Genomic DNA, 22985 nt, shown 5'->3' on the forward strand with positions numbered 1-22985 from the left:
CTGGCGCGGGCCCTGCGGGGATTGGGCCATCGCGTGCGCAAAGTGAATTTCAGCGCGGGCGATCGGGTTTACTGGCGTTGCGGCGAAGCCGTCGCATACCGCGGGCCGATGGCGGACTTGCCCGAGTTCTACGCCAAGCAGTTCGAACAACACGAAATTTCCGACATTATTCTCTTCGGAGACTGCCGTCCCGTCCACCGTCCTGCCATCGAACTGGCCAGGGAGCGCGGCATTCGCGTCCATGTGTTCGAAGAAGGCTATTTCCGCCCCTACTGGATAACGCTAGAGCGTGATGGCGTCAACGGCCACTCCCGCCTTCCGCGCAATCCGGATTGGTATCACGAAGAAGCCCTTAAAGTGGCCCATGGCCAGAAGGGAGAACCCTTCTCGAATCCCTTCTGGAAACGAGCGGCCTACGACGTCGGGTATAACTTCTGGGCCGGGCTCAATCCCTTGCTTCATCCAGGCGTGCAGAGCCACGTCCCTTACAACCCCATCACGGAATATCTGGGATACGCACGGAGAGGCCTGCGCCTGCAGTACACCACCAGGAAGACTCGCCGCATCGAGAACACCCTGATTGCCGAATCGCCCGATTCACCGTTCTTCCTGCTTCCCCTGCAGCTGAACACCGATGCGCAGATCGTGCATCACTCGCCGTTCGCCAGCATGCTGGACGCCATGATCGAGACCATGCGTTCGTTTTCCGCGCATGCTCCAGCGAATACCCGCCTGGCCATCAAGATCCACCCACTTGATCCTGGGCTCGTCCCCTACGAACGTCTTGTCGCTGAACAGGCGGTCCTTCTGGGGATATCCGATCGCGTCTTCTATCTGGAAAGCGGCAACCTGCCTGCGCTCTTGAGCGCCACTCAGGGAGTCGTAACCGTCAACAGCACCGTGGGCGCTTCATCGCTGATTCATAACAGGCCGACAAAGCCGCTGGGTAAAGCACTGTACGATTTGCCCGGCCTCACCTTCCAGGGCAGCCTCGATCAATTCTGGACAAAAGGTAGCAGGCCGAATGGCCGATTGATGAAAGATTTCCGCAGCGTAGTCATCGCGCATACACAGATCAATGGTGGATTCTATTCCAGCCACGGGATCGATATCGCCGTCGCCAGGGCTGTTGAACGCCTGGCCCAGCATGACGACCCCGTACGCGACCATTTCCCCACTCGACTCGCACTCCGGCAAGAAGTGCACTAACTGTTAGACCGCGGACAACGCCTTTCCGCCAAAGGACATAGCCAGTCTTTCCGAGGCTCCGCTCCTGCATGCTACCCAACACACGTCAAGCGTTCCCGTCGATGCTGGCCCTCCTTCTTTTCCGGGCCAAATAGAGACGACCCGAAAAGGTAGGAGTTTCACGGAATGAAAAATACATCTTGACATGCTAGTCTGGGCCGCCGACACGTCGTAAAGTGGCTCGCGCGTGTGTCAGGCAAAAGCCCCCTTGCGGCGGAATTTCAACAAGTAAAAAAAGGCCATCCAGCATGACCGACAACTCGTTGATCAATCATAATGCCCCAGGACCGACGTTGGCGGAAATGTTGGAAATGGTAGGAGATGAGTCGGCAAAGGAAGTCTATTCCCGCCACTACACTGACAAACAGGCGCTTAACCGCATTGTGCTAGGTTCAGTGTACGCCAATAAGCGCCGGCACTTGCTAGATGATTTTTATGATCGTATTTATTTAGAGCATTATGATCATAAGACATTAGCACGGCGGCCCTTCATCAACTTTGGACCAGGCGATTTTCGCCATAAATATTGGTCTACCGCCGATAAAATCTATGCCGGGCAAGGTGGACAGATGTGGTCAGAGACGAGAGGGAAAACGTTTCGCGAGGCCATAGACTACCGCTGGGACATGTATGATCGCCGTCCATTAGAAATCGACGATGGAAGCCTGCTGATCGCCTATGCCAGCCATATTGTAGAACACGCTTACGACGAGGATAATGATTTCTTCTTTAGAGATGTCTATCGGCTACTTGCTAAAGGCGGCATATTCCGAATAACAGCTCCGAACATTGACTTGGGGTTACAAGCGGCAAAGCGCAAGGACTACAGTTACTACGGATATAGCCAGTATCTCAAGGGAGGCTCTCGTCTAACCGAGGTCCTGGGCAAAGCTGATCAACGATTACCTATAGAATATTTCGTTATCGATCAAGTATCTCTATTAATACGCCCGGAAAATAGCGTACACCTTTCACCCGATGAATGCCGCAGTTTTTTGTGGTCGAGCCCAAACGTCTACGAAACCTTAGATCGAGCTTCGATCTTGTCAGACCGCTCACTCAACGAGTCGATCGGCGCTCATGTCAATTGGTTCAATGTCTCAAAAATATGCCGGATGCTCAGCACGGCAGGGTTTAGCACCGTCATCCCCTCTGCTTATGGGCAAAGCATTTCGCCCGTACTGAGAGACACCCGCTATTTTGACAAAACAAGCCCTGCCATGAGCTGGTACGTCGACGCAGTCAAATAATCAGTTGCCGTTCAACTACGGCCGTACCTATCTTCGAGCCGAACAATATCGTCCTCTCCCAGATAAGCACCAGACTGCACCTCGATGAGCTCCAGAGGAATCACTCCGGGATTCTCAAGTGCATGTATCTGGCCAATGGGAATATACGTAGACTCATTTTCCGTCAAGATACAAGTCCTGTCGCCATTGGTGATCTTGGCTGTTCCACTTACCACAATCCAGTGTTCGGCGCGATGATGGTGCATTTGAACCGATAATTTTGCACCTGGCTTCACAGTGATTCGTTTAACCTGATAGCGTCTCCCGGCATCGACACAGTCGTAGACTCCCCAAGGGCGATAGGTTTCCCGATGCTCCTGGTGCTCCCGGCGCCCCGCCGCCTTGATTTTCTCAACAATCGCCTTCACGTGCTGGACTTTCGACCGATCGGCTACCAGCACGGCATCCTTCGTTTCCACCACCACGATATCATTGACGCCTAATAGCGACACAAGACGACTGGACGCCCACACATAAGAATTTTCGCTGTCGACAATCGCGACATCACCGTGGACGACGTTACCCAATTCATCCCGATCCTGGTTTTCCCACAATGAAGACCAGGAACCGAGATCACTCCAACCACAGCTCATCGGAACTACCGCCGCAGCCGTGGTCTTTTCCATGACGGCATAATCAATCGAATCTGAAGGACAGCTGGAAAAAGCCTGTTCATCGATACGAATAAACTCAAGATCACGTCTGCTTCCTGCCATTGCGGCACGACAAGAGCGAACGATTTCTGGAGAAAATTTATCCAGCTCCTCCAGATAATGGCCGGCGCCAAACATGAACATTCCGCTGTTCCATAAAAATCGCCCTGTTTCAAGATAATGTTGGGCCGTCTCCAGGTCCGGTTTCTCTACGAAGCGATCCACCTTGAATCCGCCTGACTGTCCGATCAAACATCCAATTTCTATATATCCATAGCCCGTTTCCGGCGCGGTCGGCACAATCCCATAGGTGACCAGATGGCCGTCTAGAGCAAGGGGAAGCGCGGTCTCGATAGTTCGATGGAAGGAACAGGTGTCCCCGATCAGATGGTCTGCGGCAAGCACCAGCAATATCGGGTCATCGCCATCGCCTGCTTCGACAGCCTTGGCCTGTGCGTATAATGCCGCCAGCGCCACCGCGGGCGCAGTATTTCGACCTACCGGCTCAAGCAAGAGTGACACATTGCCACGCCCATGTAGCCGCAGTTGCTCTGCAGCGAGAAAACGGTGGTCTTCGTTGCAGATTACGAGAGGATCCGCCACTCGCGCCTGCGGGAGCAAGCCGTCCAAACGGTCCAGTGCGGACTGAAGCAATGTCCGTCCCTCGCTTCCCAGCGGCAGGAACTGTTTAGGATATTTGGTTCGCGATAGAGGCCACAAACGAGTCCCCGAACCACCTGCCATAATAATGGGCTGAATCTGCATCTCTTGTATCGTTTATAGGCTTGTCAAAGGCCTTCTAGATATGCCTTGGTATATGGATGAACCGTAGGATCAGCTTTCGCCATGTCCACCGGCCACCACATTAAACTACTGTGCTGACTGTCGGAGGCAATTTGATCAATCCCATTGCTTAGCCTCAAGGAGTATGCCAGGGCTACGTAGTGAGTCCCCGAATCCCTGTCCCCGAAAGTATTATCGTCATAGAAGTGCTCGAACACTCCAAGAAATCGGGCGTCCTTCATGTCACCTACGGCATTGACCTCGTCTCGCACTAAGCGAGTAAAAGTTTCAGCGAGCCTCTCCCCTTTCCGCACTCGTCCACCAGGTACAAACCAAGAACCCAGCGCCGGGCGATTCCGCCGACGACCCAACAGTACATCGCCTATTGAATTTTGAATTAAAAGGTCGATGGAAACGAGTGGTGTCAGAGCCAATACCTGCCGGAAACCTTTATCATCGATCCACATGGCCTTGCCTCAACATAATCTCATGTCGAGCGAGCGTCTGAAACATTGGCCAAGTACCACTCGTATGTGCTGGCCAGACCCTGTTCCAGCTTGATCGAAGCACTCCATCCCAATGCCCGAAGTTTGCTGACATCCAGAAGCTTTCTAGGAGTTCCGTCCGGTTTCGAAGCATCGAAACTAACATCTCCCTTGAAACCAACAACGTCGGCCATGGCCATCGCAAGCTCGCGGATAGTGCAATCCACGCCAGTCCCGACATTAATATGACTCAGCATGGGTTCTATTTTCGAACTTAGTACGGCACGGCTAAGTTGCCGCACATGGACGCACGCGGCAGCCATATCGTCAACATGGAGAAACTCGCGCTGTGGTGTTCCGCTTCCCCAGACTACCACCTCCGGACAATCGTCGAGCTTGGCCTCATGGAAACGGCGCATCAACGCCGGTATCACATGACTATTCTGCGGATGAAAGTTATCGTTGGGCCCATAAAGATTAGTGGGCATCACGCTACGATAGTCTCTTCCATACTGCCGGTTATAGCTTTCACATAGTTTTATACCAGCAATCTTTGCAATGGCGTAAGGCTCGTTGGTGGGTTCAAGAGCACCCGTTAACAGAGACTCCTCCCGAATCGGCTGTTCTGCGTGCCTAGGATATATGCATGAAGATCCCAAAAAAAGCAGCTCATCCACATCCGCCAAATGAGCAGCGTGTATCACATTCGATTGAATTAACAAATTCTCGTAGATGAAATCGGCAGGATAGGTATTATTGGCCAATATTCCACCGACTTTGGCAGCAGCCAAATAGACTTGGTCGGGACGGACCTCCTTGACGTAACGTTGAACTGCATGCTGGTCGCGTAAATCGAGGTCCCCGCGATCGACCGTCAAAATTTCGACACCGTCTTGTTTCTGTAGCTGACGGACAATAGCTGATCCCACCATGCCGCGGTGACCCGCCACCCAAATACGCTTGGTTGCTGTAGCCATTTTTAGCGCTCTACCGAAACTGCGACATCATGACCATGTGCCCTGAGCAAGGCATGCCGCTTTGCCACGCGCAGATCTTCCGCAACCATCTCAGCGCACATTTCTTGCACTGTAATGTGCGGTTCCCAACCCAAAATCGATTTCGCCAAGGACGGATCTCCGAGCAAAGTCTCGACTTCCGTTGGCCGGAAATAGCGAGGGTCAATTACAACTACCACATCGCCCACTTTCACAGCGGGCGCGTTTTCACCACGGACCGCACTGACTATTCCTCGCTCGTTCAGCCCGCTGCCCTCGAATTCAAGCGTGATGCCCAACTCGGCTGCCGCCCAGGTAATGAATTGGCGAACACTGTGCTGAACCCCCGTCGCAACAACGAAATCCCTGGCGGTTTCCTGCTGCAACATCATCCACTGCATGCGTACATAATCTTTGGCATGGCCCCAGTCGCGAAGGGCATCCAGGTTACCCATATAGAGGCAGCGCTCCAGCCCTTGGGCTATATTAGCCAAGCCACGAGTAATTTTTCTTGTCACAAAAGTCTCTCCGCGCCGCGGCGACTCATGGTTGAACAAGATACCGTTGCAAGCATACATGCCGTAGGCTTCTCGATAGTTCACGGTGATCCAGTAGGCATACAGTTTGGCCGCAGCATAGGGACTACGGGGGTAAAAGGGGGTTGTTTCTTTTTGCGGGATCTCCTGCACTAGCCCGTACAACTCGGATGTTGACGCTTGATAAAAACGAGTTGTTTTCTCGAGCCCTAGAAACCGGATCGCCTCAAGCAGTCTCAGGGTGCCCAACGCATCAACGTCAGCCGTATACTCGGGGGACTCGAAGCTTACGGCGACGTGACTCTGAGCCCCCAAGTTATATACCTCGTGAGGCTCGACCTCGGCAATTATTCTCGTCAAGTTTGACGAATCAGTTAGATCGCCATAATGAAGCCTTAAACTGGCTTTCCCACTATGTTGATCTTCATAGATGTGGTCAATCCGATGTGTATTAAAGGACGAAGCTCTCCGTTTGATCCCGTGAACCTCGTAGCCTCGTTCGAGCAAAAACTCCGCCAAGTAGGAGCCGTCTTGACCGGTCACTCCGGTAATTAAAGCCTTTTTACGCATAGAACACCAACACGAAATGAATTTGGACAGGTGAAGTTCACCTGGACGTATAGGTCAAAGCAACCTGGGCACTACCGGGAGGCAACTTGCGGCGCCGATAAGCTACTACTTCTTTGCTGAGTCAGATCATAAAATTTATCTAGCAATTCGCCGGCCACTTTTCGCGCGTCGAAATTAATTTTCGCAAAAGCCATCCCTTCCTGCCCGATGCGTCGGATCGCGTTGCGATCGAAGATCATACTCATGGATTTCGCCCATTCAGCAGGATCCTCTCCATCAATCAGAATCGCGTTTACACCATGCTCGAGCGATTCGCCGAAACCGATCTTCGTGCTCAAGATAGCCTTACCAATCAGCATGGCCTTTACCAAGCGAGATGGAAGCCGGTACAAGTTAAATCTGTCAGGAAGTCCGGGCGAACAAATGACATCGGATAGCACCAAATAGCGCATATACTCGTTATCGTCGGGGGCGCCCAAATCAATAAACTGAATCCGCACGTCCAAAGTTTGTCGCGCGAGCTCTGAGACGTTTAGTTTTGAACGCCCAGACACTACAACCAGGGAAACGTCATACCTCCCTTCCCGCTCGCAAAGAATATTCAGCGAGCGGAGGAACAGCTCGAACTCTGGGGAGTAGTCATAAATCGTGCCGCCTAAAAATAGAACGACATTCCCCTCTTTTACTGGCCCCAGCCGCTCCTGTCGAATAGGCGCCAATCGTTGTTCAGTCAACTCTCTCATATCAGCGACCGGCGGCACGACCATAGTCGGCGCCCCGAACTCGTCTGTAAGGCGGCGGGCAAATGGATGCCAGATCGCGGTGTTTAGCGATGAGCAGTGATAACAAAGTGCCCGTAGCAACGGGTCTACCCAACGATCATAATCGGGATTCATCAATACCTTGGCTGTATGAACCCAGTCGTTGAGCTTAATGAATTTCAGAATCTCATGGTGAGATAGACGCGGTTTGTCCAGAACCTGAATCAGGTCTTTATTTGCTTTCGGATGGCGCGCCAGATAAACCTGAACATCGTCATCCTCGGACTGCAATGCCAGTTTCGCATTGGTCAAATACAGCGCCTCAAGGGCCGCTCTTTGAGCCCGTGTTCGTACGCCATTTTCGTATATGACATCGGGCGCAAAATCGACTATCCGCTTCCTCAGTGTTTTCGCCAGCCGGACCCCGTCAAACTCTATTTTTAGCCATTCGATGCCTTCATAGACTTTATTTTCATAGGCTTCCGCCAATACCAGGACCTCGGCATCCAGTTTTTTTAGCTCAAGCGCCAGAACCTGAAAGTAACGACCGGTAGCTCCAAAACGCCCCGATGGGATAATGAACAATATCTTCAGTCCGCTTGTTTTGGCGCTGATCTTTCTGTGTCCTTGTATAACAGAGACTGCCGGAGGCTTATTTTGATGCAAATGATCAAGAAGTTGCTCCAGTTCACAAGGCCGCCCGACATCGATGGCGTACCTACTATATTCGATATAAAAAATATAGAATAATTCCTGCAGACTCCGTTTTCTCCGCGGACGCAACGGCTTCACATGATCTGTTGTCAGGCCCCAGCCGGTGTAGAAAGAAACGCCAAAACAATGCACCTCTTTACCCAGCATAAGCGCTTCGAAGCCCAACTGGGAGACGCACACAAAAACCTTATCAACTTCAGATAGCACATTGAACGGATTGATATCGCTTTTCAACAGATATACGTTCTTGGGCAGCTCCTTAGGCAGAATTTTGGATAGGCAGGATTCTTTACCGCCGCCTACTGCGTCTGGATGGAGCTTCACCAAAATATCGTGTTCAGTATGTTCGAGCGCATACTCCCACATCCTCTGAAACGAATCTTGATTCGCCAGCCCCATGGAAATCGAAGCGTCGCCAAACCTTTGATCCACTAGTAGGATTTTTTTCCGTGCCGAAACTTCGATAAGATCGGCAAGCGGAATGTCGGGCGCATGATTGTATTTTGTCAGTTTACGTTCGATAATTGTCTTGATTAGAGAGTCCGCGCGGCTGGCATCCTCGGATGAGATAGCAAAATCTTCCGAGTTGAGATCTCGCTCCATAGACGACTCGTTGCGAGCATCGTAATACATTGTCCCGGGGCATAGAATTATCGAGTGCTGAATCGAGTCATTCAATGCCAGGTCGAACGAGGAGATGAAGCCATACTCCATTCTGATCACGGGGCGCGACGCGCGACTCGCTGCCTCCTCAACAGCGAGGTTTCCGGCACCTTTCCCCATCCCAAATGCATAGAAAAAATGCGCGCCGCCGAGGTCATCCGCTTTGGCTGAGAATTTCAACGGTCCAGCTCCAAGCATGGTGGGGACGAGGGTATTCATCCCGGCTGGCTTCCACGGAATTGCGGTTACCAAATCTCTACTAGTCAATGCCATAGGGCTGGGAAGCGGGGCAGCCGATTGACTCTTGGACTGGAAGTTGATCCACAATCTTTCCAGGCCGTCAATCATTGAGCGTCTCTTCTGCCGAATAGTAAACAGCTCAGCAAGACTCAGGACACCGAGTTGATGGAGTAACCGGTCCTTTGTAATTGGGTCGACCCCCCCAATATTAAGTAGGACATCGGTATATATTGAATGGAACATTACGCACCCCGCGGCCTGGAAAACAAAATATTTTTTAATCGACGTCAGACAATTTTTTCGTACCAATCATCCCATTTCATCTCGGTACGTCGATAACCGTTTCTTGTCATAATATTAAATATATCTTCTCGACGAGCACCGAAATTATGCTCGATGGTTAAGTACCTCACATCCCAACTTGAAAATGGGAATCCACTAAGCACTTCGTACTCGCCGCCTTCTATATCAATACTTATATAGTCTATGGTGTGCGGCGCCTCATGTTCTTTCAACAAGTCATGAAGCGATATTGTGCGCAATTTTGCGGTCCGACCTAGATCGCGATACAGCCGGCGCTTATCCCCGTGCTTATCGTCTGACATATGTTTTTCATTCCCGCCATACACATCCGCAAAAATAAACTCCACCTCTTCGCCGGTGTTTTTACCTATACATGAGTCGACTACGGTACAGCTTCGGTTTATCTTCAACCTAGAGAAAAATTCTGGATTTGGCTCCGCGCATATACCCGTCCAGCCATATTTTTTCTCGAGCAACCAGGTATTGCTCAGCAGCACTCCATCCGTCGCGCCGAATTCAACGAAATACCCGCCTCGTTTGAATTTACATTTTTCGATTACCCACATATCTTGACCCAGTTGGGACATTGACCCTGTTTGAGCATGCCGCTTCGAGGTCTCATTCTCTATGGGCCCAGATTGCGATAGCGCGGCGCTCAATAGGCCTCGCTGCTGCGCAAGCGCCAACTCGCCACGAATAGTGCGCAGTTCACTTGAAAATATTTCAATTTCGGCAGTAGCCGGTCTGCCAGCCGACATTTCCTTGAGTTGGGCTTCCATAACCGCATATGCGTCCTGTATGTTGCCGGCTTCGATGTTGGCCAACATCAGATCGGCTTGCGCTCTGGCCAGTGGCTGTTCATCACTCGATTGGCAAGCCGCAGCGAGGACTAATTGTTTTATGGCCGCTCGAGGATCTTGCAGCGCCAGTTCTGCAACGGCAAGATGTCTGTGTATGCTGCTAAATAGCAGTTGAGCCGCATCCTCCAAAGATGCGCCCCATTCACGGGCCTGCTCAATGCATTCCATACCTTGGGCCCTCGAACCACCCCGAATTTTCGCCACGCCCAGGTACAAAGCAAGACGGGATCTGTCGGTAGTCTTCTCTATCTGGGTCAACTTGACGGCCTTAACCGCATCCCACCGTCCGGAGGAGCATTCGTCTATTATGAACTCAGAGATATTCTTCTGATTTGTTGTATGCATCCTCGGCCTTGCATTCGAGAATTAACGGAGGTTCTCTTGCATGAAGATCTGTTTTAGCAGATCGACTTGAGAAGAGGCGCGTGTAATTTGTTCCTTGGCTATGGCCTGCTGATTTATTTGTCGAGCGATAGAGTCGCCGATGTCAGCTATACGTCGTTTCAATTTCTCGATTTCATCGCCATGTTTTTTGACGATAGCTTCAAGTTGGGCCATAGTTTCTGCCATGCTGGAATCAACTGCACCCACTTTTCGGGAAGCATCCTGTGGCTGCTCGGGTACCACTATCGCTTTTGCATCTACCCCGGAACTTCCCTCTGTTTCCCCCGGCACTACGGTTTGCGCCGCTTGGCTTCGTACATACAATGCATGACCTACTCTCGGATGGTCGCTCGACTGCGTAATTGCGTGATGGAAACCTAGTCCGCTTAAGCTGGAATCCACGGCCTCCTGCCCGCAACGCGACAGCAACTCGTCCGGAATAGATACGACCGAGCTTGGGATGACGACACGAGCCAGTACCACGTTGACCCGATCAAGAAGTGCTGTCGCGCCTCGAAGCATCTCGCCGCTCGGCATACAGTCGATGATCAACCAGTCGCTAGGGAACATCGCCAGAAGTTGCTTCAAAGGCGTGCCCTGAACCTCTCGTCGCGCTGTCGTCTTCAGGTTGGCCCATAAGGGAATCAAATCTTCCGGCGCCAGAATTCCGCTCTCGTCGATCAGCGATGATTTAAAGAAGCTGAACTGGGATGCGGTTTCGGCGACCACCGCCTGCCGTGTTTGGAACCGCCCCTCTTTGGTGGCTAATAGTTGCCGCAGAGCTTGGTACTGATCGTCCTCGGCCTCGATAAAGACCTTTTTGCCACACTCCATTTCTTGGACGAAGCGTGCTAGATCACCGGATCCGTCTCCAGCGCCCACCAACAGCACACTGGCAGGACGGTATACCGCCTGAAGAATTCTTAACCAGTCCCTTAGCACTGGATCAGCCCTTTGAGCGTTCAGCATCGCCTTCCTCATACTGTCTTCTGTTTGCGATCTTTCTTGAATTTCTTGGCTTCTTTCAGAAGCGCAAATGGCAGACCAAGCCATGCAAGCGGTCGGTTTCCACGCTCGACAAGAATCAATCCAAGCCGATATGAGAGATGCTGCTTGACACGCTCCGCCTCGTGCGAATCGGAGAATTCATTCAGAGGCGGGAGCCCCTCCCCGATAGATTGCTTGCGCCAGAACTCCCTCGTTTCTCGCGCAACTCTCCACGGCAAACTGATCGTAGCGCCGTGTTGAACTACTAGACTGCCCAAGCGATACGGAAGATCCTGTTTCACGCGCTCTGCAGCCCCACGACGAAGCGGCGCAGTCTGTGACACAGAGCGAATTGTTTTTATATTTTCTTGAGCTCGGCGCTCCAATTCGTCCTGCAATTGTGCTATCTGGTTTACTAACAACTGAGCTTTGGCCTCGGCCAGTTCGTCGACCGCACCTGCCGCATGCTGCGCGCTATGTGTTTCCAACAGCTGCATTTTTCGCTGTGCCTCTGCAAGCGCGCCTTTGTAACCTTCGGCCAATTTACGCGATAGCGCCAACTCCGCCTCGTAGCTATCAGCCCTCCTGGATGCCGATTCGCTCGTGACTGCCATTTGCCTGAACGCTTCCTCCTTAGACCGTAGCTCCTGGTCGACATACCTCAAAGCCTCGTCTTTAACATGCAGCTCATCTCGGCTTTGCTGGAGAGCCTGTAGACTGACTTCGAGGTCGCTTTGCATCGCGTGCAGCGCCGACTCTCGCATGTGTAGCGCCTGGTTCGTCCGGACTAATTCTTCGTGGCTATATTGCAGTTCTAGCAAGGTCGAATCGAGTGCTTCTGCCTTTGCCTGGGCTTCTTCCTGAGCCTGTTTTATTGCCAGGACTTGAGCTTGGATCTCCGCCTCTTTGGCTTGGATGTGGTCATCCTGAGCCTTCAAACGGCTGTTCACTTCCAGGCTATATGCGCCAAGCCGGGTAATCAGTAACTCAAGTGCCCGGCGTTCGCCTTGCATCTGGACCCATGCATCCAGCGCGCTCTCCTGGATGGCAGGCGTATTCTGTCCTGCCTCCAACGGAAGATTTGCGATCGCCTGGAGCTGATCGTATAGCTTCCAGCATTCAGGCCTGGCTCCGATGACTTGTCCAGCCAGGTATGAATCCGCGCGACCAAGCTTCCCCGATATCTCAGGAATCTCAATTTTTGCGGCCTCAAGCGCCACTAGAAGGTCGGGCGGCAAAGAGCTGGACAACTGTGCAAGAGGCAGCGCCTCGGGCCAGGCCACGTTGTCTTTGTAAAGAAGTTGTCCACCCACTCGCGCCTGCAATTGTTCCAAATAGCTTTCAAGTGCCAAAGGGACCTGTTGCGAATGAACGAGCAGACATCTGTCCGGATGCGTCAGATAGAATCGGCGGATAGCGTTGTTATATGCCAGCCAACTATTGATCCGTTCATGCGCGTCGTCTGCAGACCGAACAGAGCCGCCAGCACACCCGCTCAATAGACGGCCTGGGCTGTCATATACCAGCACAAACGTCATACGCGGTTCTAGTTCTCGCCAGAAATCCAGCAGGTAGACAGTGTTGGGGTCTGCCCAACCCCAGACAGACTGACCGATGTTTGCCAGAACGAGATCTAAGGCAAGCCCGTTCCATATGGGCCCCACCTGAAGCTGTGCAAACGGGCTTTCCGCAGCATCTTCGACGATCCCGTGCGCTCGGCAAATTATCTGCGTGATCTCTGCTGGCGCCAGGCCATCTTTTTTGGATGGTCGAGGGCGCGCCATACCACAGCGAGAGAGAACATCCTCGACCTGATACAAGCCCGAATTTTCGTGCCCCAATATCGCTATTTCGTTCATTTTATTATTCCGACGCGCCGCCCATCGGCAGCACATAGAGTACTCGAATGATTTTTTTCGAATCTATCCGCGTTGGTAGGCCTGAATCCCGGCTTCTACATCCTCATACTCTTCGACAAATCCTTTCTTCAACAATAGTACGTAATCGCACATTGCGCGGACCTGCCCCATACCATGAGAAATAAGTAAAACATTCGCCGTACCAATCCTGTCATGAAAAACCGCGGCGGCTTTCTCCCGGAAATGGGCATCCCCCACCGACATAGCCTCATCGATTAAATAATAATCAAAATCAAAAGCGAAGCTGAGTCCAAAGCCGAGCCTGGCTCTCATCCCAGACGAGTACGATTTCACTGGCTGGTCAAAATATTGGCCGATTTCGGCGAATTCTTCCACATATCGTATAACTTGCTTCATCCTCTCGCCTGAGGCTCCATATACCCTGGCGACGAATTTCGTGTTCTCCCTGCCCGTCAGCGACCCTTGGAATCCACCGCTCAATCCCACCGGCCACGAAATAGTTTTGTTGGTGTAAATAGTCCCGCTATCGGGGGTATCTATTCCGCCAAGAAGTCTCAGCAAGGTGGATTTTCCAACTCCATTATTTCCCAGAATCGCGACATTTCGCCCTTCGGGGATTTTCAATGACAGATTACGAAAAACGTACGATCTGCCTTTGCTGGACTGATACGATTTCGTAACGTTTCTGAGTTCTATCATATGGCCACCAGATTTAGGCGACGCGCGCGATAAAGGGCCAATCCGACAAAAATCAAACTGATCGCCCAACACCAGGGATAGTAGAGATTGACGTCAGTAATTTTCGGATAAACAGAAAACAAACTTTGATGCATCCCCTCGATAACGTGCAGAAACGGGTTCCATAATATCCATTCAAGATACTTTTTCGGAATCATCCACACCGGGACTATTACACCAGATATAAAATATAGGGGAGTAAAGGCCAGCCTGAATATGGTTTTCACTTCAGGAACCGCCTCTCCCACAATGCAGAAAAGCAATGCCAAACCGAAGGACATTGCGATACCCGCCCCTAAATACGCAAACCATGCAAGGGGTTTATGAATGGCAAAGGCATAGCCGCCCCACGCACTCAGCACCAGCATGACGAGAGCGTATATACAGAGCATCAACGAAGACTCGACAATTACCCGAGAAAAAATTGCGTCGAACGGTTTTATCTGCCGATAGGAAAACAATGCCTTGTTGGCGCTTACAGCCTCCATACCTTTCAAGGCTACGTTCTTGAACAACAAGAACGGAATCACGCCTGCGGCCAGAAAAACCGGCAGTTGGACAAGATATCCTTTGTGAGCCCGGATCAAGGTGTAGATGCTGATCAAGATGACAATATGGGCCAGGGGCTCGAAGATTAGCCAGAACGCCCCAAGTCGATTTGCGCCCAGACGCCCTCGCACTTCGCGAAGTACCAAGGCGAAAATTACATCACGAAGAATAATTAGCGGAGGGCGTTTATTCATTTTTATGAATTATTAAAAATCCGCGTTAATAGTTCGACCCAACACCAACACCTGCACGATCGGCGAGATTATTTTCTGCCACTCGTACACAGCGGCATTGGTGACGTAAACTGCATCCTCCGGTTGCACCAAGAACTGTCGCGCCAGAAACATTGCCGCGGGTTCCTTAAGATTTAGGCGAAAGACCTTCGCCTTGGGCGGCTGTTCGCTTGATGCCGCCGGGCCCATTTGCTCATCCAGACGGAACACAAACACGCCGGCCGAATCTGCCTTCGTCTCATTCAATCCTTTTACTGCGCCCAGCACCTCCAAGAGGCTAGGATTATTGGACGGCAGATCGTGTAATCCGGGGTCGCCGACTGCTCCCATCGCTACGAACCGCTTGCGCGCCCGCTCTAAGACAACCTCGGCACCAGGTGGAATCACTTGGTTCTTGCCCGCGAGCAGGTCTTGATAATTGAAGTTATAGGAAGACTCTCCAGTACGCACGACGACACGAATCAGGTGTGGCTCGAGAACTGGCCCACCGGCGCGATTTATTGCATCCAATAAGGTAAGCGGCCCTTGCAACGCGGAGAACCGGCCTGGTGTCTTTACGGCGCCTGCCACCAAAACCGATCCAGACAAATCGCCAGTTAGGGAAACCTGAACTTGCACATCGGAAGTCATCCCCTTCAAACGCTTCCGTATCAGGTCCTCGACTTCTGTCGGGCTGAGCCCCACCACATGTTGCCGTCCGACATATGGCAGCGAAATTATGCCTTTACTGTCCACACGCACGTTGTCAAATACGGTCCCCCCGACAGTCAAGGGAGCGAATATCGCGCCTTCCTGCGCAGTGTCGGCGATCATTACTCGGAGCACGTCGCCGGGAACCAAATGAATATCCGGAACGGCGGGAAACACGACGGACTTTCCCGGATCAACCTCCGGGGCACGAATATAAGGCGCGATGGTCTGTGCGGTGAGGTCGATGACCACGTAATCCTGAGACTGGTCCTCGTTCATAATCGCATGTCTCGACGGACCCGCAGAGGAAAGAATACTTCCACAGCCGGCCAATGCAAGAAAGGAAGCCAAAGCGGCTGCGCGTACAACAATTGGAAAGTATTTGCTGTTCATGGGTTACCCAGAAGTCCGTCAATCCCGATGATCTTGAATAGTCGCGATAATAAACCTAACAATTCCATACATCAGAATTAAAATGACGAACAACGTAGCTAGGTTATATATCCGTTCCGGATAGATAGGACTATCTGGCATATTGGGAGAAACCACTGTCACTAGACTGCGGATTTTTTTACTTGCTTCGATCCGAGCAGATTCGACAGAGCCAACTGCAAATTTGTAGGCTTCTTCGGCTATTGCCGCATCTATTGTCAGATTTCTATAACGAGAAGCCACAACATTCAGTTTATCTCCTCCTGCTTGCGACACGAGGCGTTGAGTCTCGGCCGAGAGCTGCTGCTCGATGGCATAAATGCGATTTTTCTGCTGTCTCACCTGCGGGGTATTGGAATCCAGCGTCGCAGTCAGCCCTTTGAGCGTGGTGCGTTCCTTCGTGAGCGTCGCCTCCAGTTCGGCAATTACACTAGCACGCGCCTTTGCTGCAGCTTCGGCATCAAGCAGGTTGTTGTTGCTTTGGAAGTGCAGCATTTCTTCCCGCCTATCCTCGTAGGCTTTTCGAGCTTTGGCCAATTCATTCTGCGAAAAGGCCATTTGTTCCCGGGCCATGCGATGTGATATTTCATTCACAAAGCGCTCACTTTCGCCAAGAATCACTTTCAGAACCTGGTTGGCAAACTCCGGTTCAAAGGCTTGCACCTTGACGGAAAGTAGCCCCGTTTCTTCGTCGAAACTGGCGGTCACAAGCCGGCGATAATAATCGAGCCTATCCTCTTCCGGAGCTGTCTTCGTAAGCCAGTACAACGGGTCAGACCACCGACCGGAATAATGATCCGACCAATTCAATTCGCGTTCCAACACGTCGAGCATGTCTTGCGACGTGAGAAACTCACGCAAATAGAGAGTCTCCTCCCGCGACGTCGGGTTCAGCCCCGACAGCATGACGGCGAGTCCAGGCATCTGGGGCGCCTCGTTATTACCCACTTGTCGCACTGCGACCTGTGCAGCGCTGACGTAACGATCAAACGCAAAGACGACGTAATAGACCGTCGCCAAGATCATGGGGACTATGACTATGCCGACAAATAATTTCTTGGCGCTAATTTTTTCTAGATTCATTTTTTGTAATATATCCAGCAGCCGCGGCCAGTATTGCCCTTTTTGCCGCAAACCCTATCGGACCGATTTGGGAGTCGAGTGTCAAAGATCTAGGTTATTTCCGGTGCAAAGGTTCGTACCGCCTCCCGGGCAGATTCGTGAATTTACTCTCCACTCGCCACTTTCCATTAGTCCACACTTGCTCAGGAAAAGCGCTGCTAGCGTTGAAACGTTGAGGGTTCTCGCTTCATTCTCTTCGCCTTTGCGGTTATGCCAAATCACGTAATCCGATCGGCCCGAGACCGCCCCAAGATGTCGATATACTTTTGGCATAATCGGCACATGATCCCCGAACAGGCAAAGCCCGATGGGTTGCTTTGCCGACCCAAAAAAAGAACTTAATTTTTTGAACATCAAATCGGCATTACGAAGGTGATGCAAATATGCCACTAGGTCCTCGCAGTGCTTTGGAAGCTTGCCGACGATTACGTCCGCCTCTTTTTCTCGATCAATCTTTTCCCAGTGCAGAGGGCCGTGGTTCTCCATTGTGATGACATGAACGAAAACCGGGCGTTTATCTCCGTTGCGCTGTAATAGGTCTATCACGAAGTCGGCTAACGCGCTGTCGCCAACATAGGCCCCTACTCGCTCCGCCCGTTCGAACGCCCTCAGGTCTATAAATTCGTCGAATCCTAGCGCAGGTAGTACGCGATCTCGGCGATAGAAGTTCCCGTAATATGGATGCACACAGATAGTTCGGTAACCAATTGCCTTTAGGTAATTCGCGAGAGTGGGAACTCCATGTCTTCCAAGCCGACGATATGGGTTAAATCGATGCACACCCAGATCATCGGGGTTCATCCCGGACAGGAAGGCAAACTCCGTTCGGACGGTGTTGGCCCCTCTCGCAGCCACCTCTAGCTCTCCGTGCGCCAACGCTCCGGCACGGAGCTTGTCGAACTCGCTGAGCACATCCGGTTTAACGACCGAATAAGCACGCCGTACGTCGAAAAAAGACTCGCTCTGGATGCTTATAAGGTCAGGCAGTTCTGCGCCTAATGGAGGGAACGGCACCGAAGAAAATGGTGCTTGCTGTTGCATCCGACTGATCGGTGCCCTCTCCGCGCTACCATACGCCCATAACGCTGGAACAAGTCCTAGCTGCCGCACATCTGCGGCTGCGTCAAAATTAACGACCAGCCGCCTCCCTGCCCACCAAGCGAGCAGCAGGCCGGCGGCGCCGATGCCCAGCACGACCGGATAGAACCGCATTAAAGGCACACCCGGGCGTATCGTCGATGGAAGGTCGATCGACACACGATGCCAGGCAGTACCCCCCGCTGTAATAGGCGCCTCAAAGACCAACCCCGACCACAACGCCAGCCCATAACCGCCCGCCGCGGCCAGCGCTCCCCACCAGCCCAAAAAAGGCAAATACAGCCGGGGATGTTTTATCGCGTCGGTGAAATACTCGAAATCGGGGTAAACGAATGGTTCCTGCAGGGCCTGGTACTTGGCCCGGCTGACCAGGATGATCACCAGTTGTATGGCCAAGACATTAGCCACGGCAAAATATGGCCGGCGGAACAAGGCCAGCTCCAGCGCGAAAGCGATCAGCCAGACGCCTAGATGCGTGAAGTTGGCGGCCCAGGGCCGCCCCCAGGGCGCCGCGGGGCGGGGCAGCAACAGACACTCCACGGCCCAGCTGAGCAGCAGGCCGAGAAAGAACGGCGGCAACAGAGGGATCCAGAAGGCCTCAAGCACCGTAGCCCATCCTGCGCAGGATCCAGCCGGACACGGCGGGATGGATGACGGCGAGGAGGAAAGTCCCCAGGTTCAGCGGAAACGGAAAGCTGATGCGCGCCTTGTTGGCGGCCAGTCCTCGGCGAATGACGCGCGCGGCCTCGGGCGCGGTCCATAGAAAGGGCTTGGGACCAGGCATGTCGAAGCACATCTGCGATTCGACATAACCGGGCATCACCACGTTGACGCGCACACCTTGGGCAGCCAGATTGTCGCGCAGCGCCTCGCCATAGACTTTCACCGCGGCCTTGCTGGCGCTGTAGCTGGGAGTCTCGGGCAAGCCGCGCCAGGCGGCAAGCGAGCTGATGAGAGCAATCTGACCGGCTCCACGCTCACGCATGGCAGGCAGCACGCCATGCACGGTGGCGAATACCGCGCGCACATTGACATCGAGCAGGCGTTGTACGTCCGCCCACGCTTCCCCGGCGTTGCCGGCACCGACATTGATATTGACGCCCGCATTGGCGATGACGAGATCAAGGGCATGGCGCCGGGAGACGTCAAGCAGCCATCGGGTCAATGCTTCATGATCGCGCACGTCCAGCGCCTGGATCTCCACACGGGCGCCCAAGGCGGTGAGTTCCGCTTCGAGCTCCTGCAGACGGGCCTGATTGCGTCCTTGAAGGATGAGGGTCTCGGTGCCTGACTGTGCATATTCACGCGCGAGAGCAGCACCGATGCCGCCGGTCGCGCCCGTGATCAACACACTGTCGGGTACTCCGCGCCGAGTACCATTTGAATTCTTCATGCCCCCATCCCGTCAGTGCCTGCCTATGTCCAATCGGGAGGACGGCAAAAGAGCTGGAAGACCGCATGGATCGCACCGCACACGCTAGAGCCGCCCACGACGCACGTGAAGCGGGGGCAGGCAGACCTAATAAAGAATTGCAATTCTCTGAAATAGGACACGGTGGGCGGATGCTGCGGTTAAGGACCTGTTTTGCCTTCTAACTGGAAATCCCGGAACGTTCTGGCGTGCTAGGCCTCGGGAAGGCAGCATTGTAATGCACCGTAGGACAGATTTCTCTTTAATTATGATTAATTGAAACTATTTATTTAGTGACAAGGTATTTTTGTCAATATAGGGATCCTTCTAATCTGAACTGGACGGGGGACCCACTCTCCCGGGGCTGACCGGCAATATGCCCAAAATCAAACCCGCTTTTGATGACCGGCGCACAAAAGCAAAAACGCCACACATGAAACATGTATGGCGTTTTTTGCCGCTCTAGGCTGCCTGGGACAAGGCGCCTGGAGCAAGATTTGGTGGTGGGTCGTGCGCGACTCGAACGCGCGACCAACGGATTAAAAGTCCGCTGCTCTACCGACTGAGCTAACGACCCGACCGAAGCCCGAAATTATGGCCGATGCCGGCCCTTTTGTCAAAAGACGGCTTGCGGGCAAGAAAAACCCCGCCTCAGGGACGGGGTGGCCGGCAAGCGGCGGGTCGCGCGGGATTACCAGGCGGCGATGACGGCGCCCTTGTACTTTTGCAGGATGAACTGCTTGGTGGCGTCGCTTTGGTAGATGCCGATCAGTTTCTTGATCTCGGGGCGATCCTTGTCGGCGCCCCGCACGACCAGCACGTTGGCATAGGGCGAGTCCGGCGCTTCTTGGGCGATGGCGTCCTTGGCCGGATCCAGGCCGGCTTCCAGGGCGAAGTTGGTGTTCACGGCGGAGGCGTCGGTGTCATCCAGCGAACGCGGCAGCTGGGCGGCATCGAGTTCGATGAAGCGCAGTTTCTTGGGATTTTCGACCACGTCGATGGGGGTGGCCTTCAGGCCGGCTTCCGGACGCAGTTTGATCAGGCCCTTGGACTGCAGCAGCAGCAAGGCGCGGCCGCCATTGGTCGGGTCGTTGGGGATGCCGATGCGCGCGCCGTTCTGGAGCGCGTCCAGCGATTTCACTTTCTTGCTGTAGATGCCGATCGGGAAGATCACGGTCTTGGCGACGCTGACCAGGCCGTATTTGCGGTCGGCGTTGGCGTTGTCCAGATAGGGCTGGTGTTGGTAGCTGTTGGCGTCCAGGTCGCCGGCGGCCAGGGCCACGTTGGGCTGGACGTAGTCGGTGAATTCGATCACCTGCAGCTTCAGGCCTTGCTTGGCGGCCTCTTGCTTGACCACTTCGAAGATCTGCGCGTGCGGGCCGGCGGTCACGCCGATCTTCAGCGGCTTATCCTGGGCCAGGGCGGGCTGGGCCAGCACGGCGGCACCCAGGGCAAGGGTGGCCAGGGACTTGAGAAACTTGATGCTCATATTGCGATGGGTTCCGGTAGACGAGAAGGGAAAAGCCATGATCAGCGATGCGACATGCGCCGCACCAGCCAATCGCCAAAACTCTGTACGGCTTGCACGAGGATGATCAGGACCAGCACGACGGCCAGCATGACTTCGGGCAGGAAGCGCTGGTAGCCATAGCGGATGCCCAGGTCGCCCAGGCCGCCGCCGCCGATGGCCCCGGCCATGGCCGAGTAGCCGATGAGGCTGACGATGGTCACGATGGTGGCGGCGACCAGGCCCGGCAAGGCTTCGGGCAGCAGGACTTTGCAGATGATCTGCAGGGGGCTGGCGCCCATGGCGCGGGCCGCGGTGATCAGGCCCGGGTCGACTTCGCGCATGGCGTTCTCGGCGATACGGGCCATGAAAGGAATGGCCGCGACCGACAGGGGCACGATGGCGGCGGTGGTGCCGATGGAGGTCTGGGCCACCCAGCGGGTAAACGGGATGATGGCCACCATCAGGATGACAAAAGGCACCGAGCGCGTGGCGTTGATGATGACGCCCAGCACATGGTTGACGGACAGGTTCTGCAAGAGCGCCCCGCGGCCGGTGACGATGAGGGTGACACCCAGGGGGATGCCGACCAGGACGGCGATGCCGCCCGCCACGCCGACCATCAGCAGGGTCTCAAGCAGCGACGTGATAAGCAGATCGATCAGTTGCGGGCTCATGGGCAATTTCTTCTATGGTGATGTCATGGTCGGCCAGCGCGGCGAGCGCGCCCTGGACCGCCTGCGGCGCGCCTTGCGCCAATACGAACAGCGTGCCGACGGCCACGCCCTGGATGTCATCCACACGGGCCTGGATGAGGCTGATATCCAGCGCGTGCTCGCGCGCGAGATCGGAAATCAAGGCGCCGCCCGCGTTTTTGCCCGTCAGCGACAGGCGCCACAGGCGCACGGCGCTGCCCGGCCGGGCGGCGGCCTCGGCGGCGATGCGCTCGCGCACCACGGCCAGCGTGCCCTCGGTCAGGTCGGATGCCGTGGCCGCCGACACCATGGCCCGGGTCACCTCATGCTTGGGCGAAGCGAAGACATCCTGGGTGCGGCCGATCTCGACGACCTGTCCGTGCGACAGCACGGCCACGCGGTCGCAGATTTCGCGCACCACTTCCATCTGGTGCGTGATCATCACGACGGTCACCCCCGTCTTGCGATTGATGTCGCGCAGCAGCGCCAGGATGTTGTGCGTGGTTTCGGGGTCCAGCGCCGAGGTGGCTTCGTCGCTGAGCAACACGTCCGGGTCATTGGCCAGGGCGCGCGCGATGCCCACGCGCTGCTTCTGCCCGCCGGAAATCTGGCTGGGATAGCGGTCGCGCAGATGCTCCAGCCCGACCAGGGCGAGCAGGCGCTCGACCTTGGCCGGGATGTCCTGGCGCGGCACGCCGGCGATTTCCAGGGGCAGGGCCACGTTGCCGTAGACCGTGCGGCGCGACAGCAGATTGAAGCCCTGGAACACCATGCCGATGCGGCGGCGCTGGCTGCGCAGCTGGGCTTCGGTCAGGCCGGTGAGTTCCTGGCCGCCTATGCTGATGGCGCCCTGGTCCGGGCGCTCCAGCAGGTTGATGCACTGGACCAGCGTGCTCTTGCCGGCGCCGCTGGGCCCAATAATGCCAAAGACCTCGCCCTGCTCGATCAGCAGGTCGATGCCCCGCAAGGCCTCGAAGCGGCCATGCGGCGTGGCATAGGTCTTGGATAGATTTTGGATATGAATCATGGCATGTGATTTTGTCTTGCCGCCCTTCTGAAGAGAACGACTGTTTATTCCTCTTTTAATAACCAATGGTTATATAGAAGGACGTAGACCCGAACCACGCACGGGCGCGGATCGGGTCAGGAGGAAACCGTC

Annotated in this window: 19 protein-coding genes and 1 tRNA gene; 2 read left to right on the forward strand and 18 right to left on the reverse strand. The window is 54.1% G+C overall.

All coding sequences use genetic code 11. The annotated features are described in order from the left end of the window. Nucleotides 1-33: 33 nt before the first annotated feature. Together AXA74_RS05280 and AXA74_RS24120 are read left to right on the forward strand one after the other, a co-directional pair. Nucleotides 34-1209 carry a capsule biosynthesis protein gene (locus tag AXA74_RS05280; protein ID WP_230588831.1) on the forward strand — a complete coding sequence of 392 codons (1176 nt, stop codon included), beginning with the start codon at nt 34-36 and terminating at the stop codon, nt 1207-1209. A 287-nt stretch (nt 1210-1496) separates the two neighbouring features. Then, entirely contained in the window at nt 1497-2498 is a 1002-nt protein-coding gene (locus AXA74_RS24120; RefSeq protein WP_126623620.1) for a class I SAM-dependent methyltransferase, read from the forward strand. Between the two features lie 11 nt (nt 2499-2509). On the opposite strand, the gene AXA74_RS23800 is transcribed toward AXA74_RS24120, so the two are convergent. The 18 genes from AXA74_RS23800 to AXA74_RS05355 all read right to left on the reverse strand — a co-directional run bounded on the left by AXA74_RS23800 (nt 2510) and on the right by AXA74_RS05355 (nt 22853). Then, nucleotides 2510-3955, reverse strand: coding sequence for a mannose-1-phosphate guanylyltransferase/mannose-6-phosphate isomerase (locus AXA74_RS23800; RefSeq protein WP_080700953.1), 1446 nt, complete (start codon nt 3953-3955; stop codon nt 2510-2512). Nucleotides 3956-3978: 23 nt separating this feature from the next. Next, nucleotides 3979-4440 carry a GDP-mannose mannosyl hydrolase gene (locus tag AXA74_RS23805; protein WP_080700954.1) on the reverse strand — a complete coding sequence of 154 codons (462 nt, stop codon included), beginning with the start codon at nt 4438-4440 and terminating at the stop codon, nt 3979-3981. Between the two features lie 20 nt (nt 4441-4460). Continuing rightward, a complete protein-coding gene (gene fcl, locus AXA74_RS23810; RefSeq protein WP_080700955.1) occupies nt 4461-5435 on the reverse strand; it encodes a GDP-L-fucose synthase in 975 nt (324 codons plus the stop codon). 2 nt (nt 5436-5437) lie between these two features. Next, a complete protein-coding gene (gene gmd, locus AXA74_RS05290) occupies nt 5438-6559 on the reverse strand; it encodes a GDP-mannose 4,6-dehydratase (RefSeq protein ID WP_032979163.1) in 1122 nt (373 codons plus the stop codon). A 71-nt stretch (nt 6560-6630) separates the two neighbouring features. Continuing rightward, a complete protein-coding gene (locus AXA74_RS05295) occupies nt 6631-9045 on the reverse strand; it encodes a capsular polysaccharide export protein, LipB/KpsS family (protein ID WP_162266979.1) in 2415 nt (804 codons plus the stop codon). A 179-nt stretch (nt 9046-9224) separates the two neighbouring features. Beyond that, a complete protein-coding gene (locus AXA74_RS23815; protein ID WP_162266980.1) occupies nt 9225-10358 on the reverse strand; it encodes an FkbM family methyltransferase in 1134 nt (377 codons plus the stop codon). Between the two features lie 108 nt (nt 10359-10466). Further along, nucleotides 10467-11465 carry a hypothetical protein gene (locus AXA74_RS05300; RefSeq protein WP_126623621.1) on the reverse strand — a complete coding sequence of 333 codons (999 nt, stop codon included), beginning with the start codon at nt 11463-11465 and terminating at the stop codon, nt 10467-10469. Then, the gene (locus AXA74_RS05305; protein ID WP_126623622.1) at nt 11462-13330 is read right to left on the reverse strand and encodes a hypothetical protein; all 1869 of its coding nucleotides are present in this window, start codon (nt 13328-13330) and stop codon (nt 11462-11464) included. Before AXA74_RS05305 ends, AXA74_RS05300 begins: the two co-directional genes overlap by 4 nt. A gap of 63 nt (nt 13331-13393) precedes the next feature. After that, nucleotides 13394-13975 (reverse strand): ABC transporter ATP-binding protein, encoded by a 582-nt coding sequence (locus AXA74_RS05310; protein ID WP_230588832.1) that lies wholly within the window; start codon nt 13973-13975, stop codon nt 13394-13396. A 71-nt stretch (nt 13976-14046) separates the two neighbouring features. Beyond that, nucleotides 14047-14832 (reverse strand): ABC transporter permease, encoded by a 786-nt coding sequence (locus AXA74_RS05315; protein ID WP_032979167.1) that lies wholly within the window; start codon nt 14830-14832, stop codon nt 14047-14049. 12 nt (nt 14833-14844) lie between these two features. Beyond that, on the reverse strand, nt 14845-15954 hold the full coding sequence (locus tag AXA74_RS05320; protein ID WP_051593961.1) for a polysaccharide biosynthesis/export family protein: 1110 nt from the start codon (nt 15952-15954) through the stop codon (nt 14845-14847). Nucleotides 15955-15972: 18 nt separating this feature from the next. Continuing rightward, nucleotides 15973-17076: an ABC transporter permease gene (locus tag AXA74_RS05325; protein ID WP_032979168.1), complete on the reverse strand. Its 1104-nt coding sequence runs from the start codon at nt 17074-17076 to the stop codon at nt 15973-15975. An 81-nt stretch (nt 17077-17157) separates the two neighbouring features. Continuing rightward, complete coding sequence (locus AXA74_RS23820; protein ID WP_080700958.1) at nt 17158-18819, reverse strand: LTA synthase family protein; 1662 nt, start codon at nt 18817-18819, stop codon at nt 17158-17160. Continuing rightward, nucleotides 18812-19606, reverse strand: coding sequence for an SDR family NAD(P)-dependent oxidoreductase (locus tag AXA74_RS05335; protein ID WP_032979169.1), 795 nt, complete (start codon nt 19604-19606; stop codon nt 18812-18814). The genes AXA74_RS23820 and AXA74_RS05335 overlap by 8 nt, the downstream gene beginning before the upstream one ends. 519 nt (nt 19607-20125) lie before the next feature. Further along, a tRNA-Lys gene (locus tag AXA74_RS05340) sits at nt 20126-20201 on the reverse strand. Nucleotides 20202-20315: 114 nt separating this feature from the next. Further along, complete coding sequence (locus AXA74_RS05345) at nt 20316-21113, reverse strand: MetQ/NlpA family ABC transporter substrate-binding protein (RefSeq protein WP_029578527.1); 798 nt, start codon at nt 21111-21113, stop codon at nt 20316-20318. 41 nt (nt 21114-21154) lie between these two features. Further along, nucleotides 21155-21808: a methionine ABC transporter permease gene (locus AXA74_RS05350; RefSeq protein WP_029578526.1), complete on the reverse strand. Its 654-nt coding sequence runs from the start codon at nt 21806-21808 to the stop codon at nt 21155-21157. Continuing rightward, on the reverse strand, nt 21765-22853 hold the full coding sequence (locus tag AXA74_RS05355; protein ID WP_029578525.1) for a methionine ABC transporter ATP-binding protein: 1089 nt from the start codon (nt 22851-22853) through the stop codon (nt 21765-21767). Before AXA74_RS05355 ends, AXA74_RS05350 begins: the two co-directional genes overlap by 44 nt. Between the last annotated feature and the right edge of the window lie 132 nt (nt 22854-22985).

Origin of the sequence: Bordetella hinzii LMG 13501, assembly GCF_001548475.1 — a bacterium.
Classification (GTDB): domain Bacteria; phylum Pseudomonadota; class Gammaproteobacteria; order Burkholderiales; family Burkholderiaceae_B; genus Bordetella; species Bordetella hinzii.

Excerpts from the sequence above, each read along its gene's own strand:
- AXA74_RS24120 (WP_126623620.1), top strand. The coding sequence starts at position 1,497 with ATGACCGACAACTCGTTGATCAATCATAATGCCCCAGGACCGACGTTG.
- AXA74_RS23800 (WP_080700953.1), bottom strand. The coding sequence starts at position 3,955 with ATGCAGATTCAGCCCATTATTATGGCAGGTGGTTCGGGGACTCGTTTG.
- AXA74_RS23805 (WP_080700954.1), bottom strand. The coding sequence starts at position 4,440 with ATGTGGATCGATGATAAAGGTTTCCGGCAGGTATTGGCTCTGACACCA.
- fcl (WP_080700955.1), bottom strand. The coding sequence starts at position 5,435 with ATGGCTACAGCAACCAAGCGTATTTGGGTGGCGGGTCACCGCGGCATG.
- gmd (WP_032979163.1), bottom strand. The coding sequence starts at position 6,559 with ATGCGTAAAAAGGCTTTAATTACCGGAGTGACCGGTCAAGACGGCTCC.
- AXA74_RS05295 (WP_162266979.1), bottom strand. The coding sequence starts at position 9,045 with ATGATTGACGGCCTGGAAAGATTGTGGATCAACTTCCAGTCCAAGAGT.
- AXA74_RS05300 (WP_126623621.1), bottom strand. The coding sequence starts at position 11,465 with ATGAGGAAGGCGATGCTGAACGCTCAAAGGGCTGATCCAGTGCTAAGG.
- AXA74_RS05305 (WP_126623622.1), bottom strand. The coding sequence starts at position 13,330 with ATGAACGAAATAGCGATATTGGGGCACGAAAATTCGGGCTTGTATCAG.
- AXA74_RS05315 (WP_032979167.1), bottom strand. The coding sequence starts at position 14,832 with ATGAATAAACGCCCTCCGCTAATTATTCTTCGTGATGTAATTTTCGCC.
- AXA74_RS05320 (WP_051593961.1), bottom strand. The coding sequence starts at position 15,954 with ATGAACAGCAAATACTTTCCAATTGTTGTACGCGCAGCCGCTTTGGCT.
- AXA74_RS05325 (WP_032979168.1), bottom strand. The coding sequence starts at position 17,076 with ATGAATCTAGAAAAAATTAGCGCCAAGAAATTATTTGTCGGCATAGTC.
- AXA74_RS05335 (WP_032979169.1), bottom strand. The coding sequence starts at position 19,606 with ATGAAGAATTCAAATGGTACTCGGCGCGGAGTACCCGACAGTGTGTTG.
- AXA74_RS05345 (WP_029578527.1), bottom strand. The coding sequence starts at position 21,113 with ATGAGCATCAAGTTTCTCAAGTCCCTGGCCACCCTTGCCCTGGGTGCC.
- AXA74_RS05350 (WP_029578526.1), bottom strand. The coding sequence starts at position 21,808 with ATGAGCCCGCAACTGATCGATCTGCTTATCACGTCGCTGCTTGAGACC.
- AXA74_RS05355 (WP_029578525.1), bottom strand. The coding sequence starts at position 22,853 with ATGATTCATATCCAAAATCTATCCAAGACCTATGCCACGCCGCATGGC.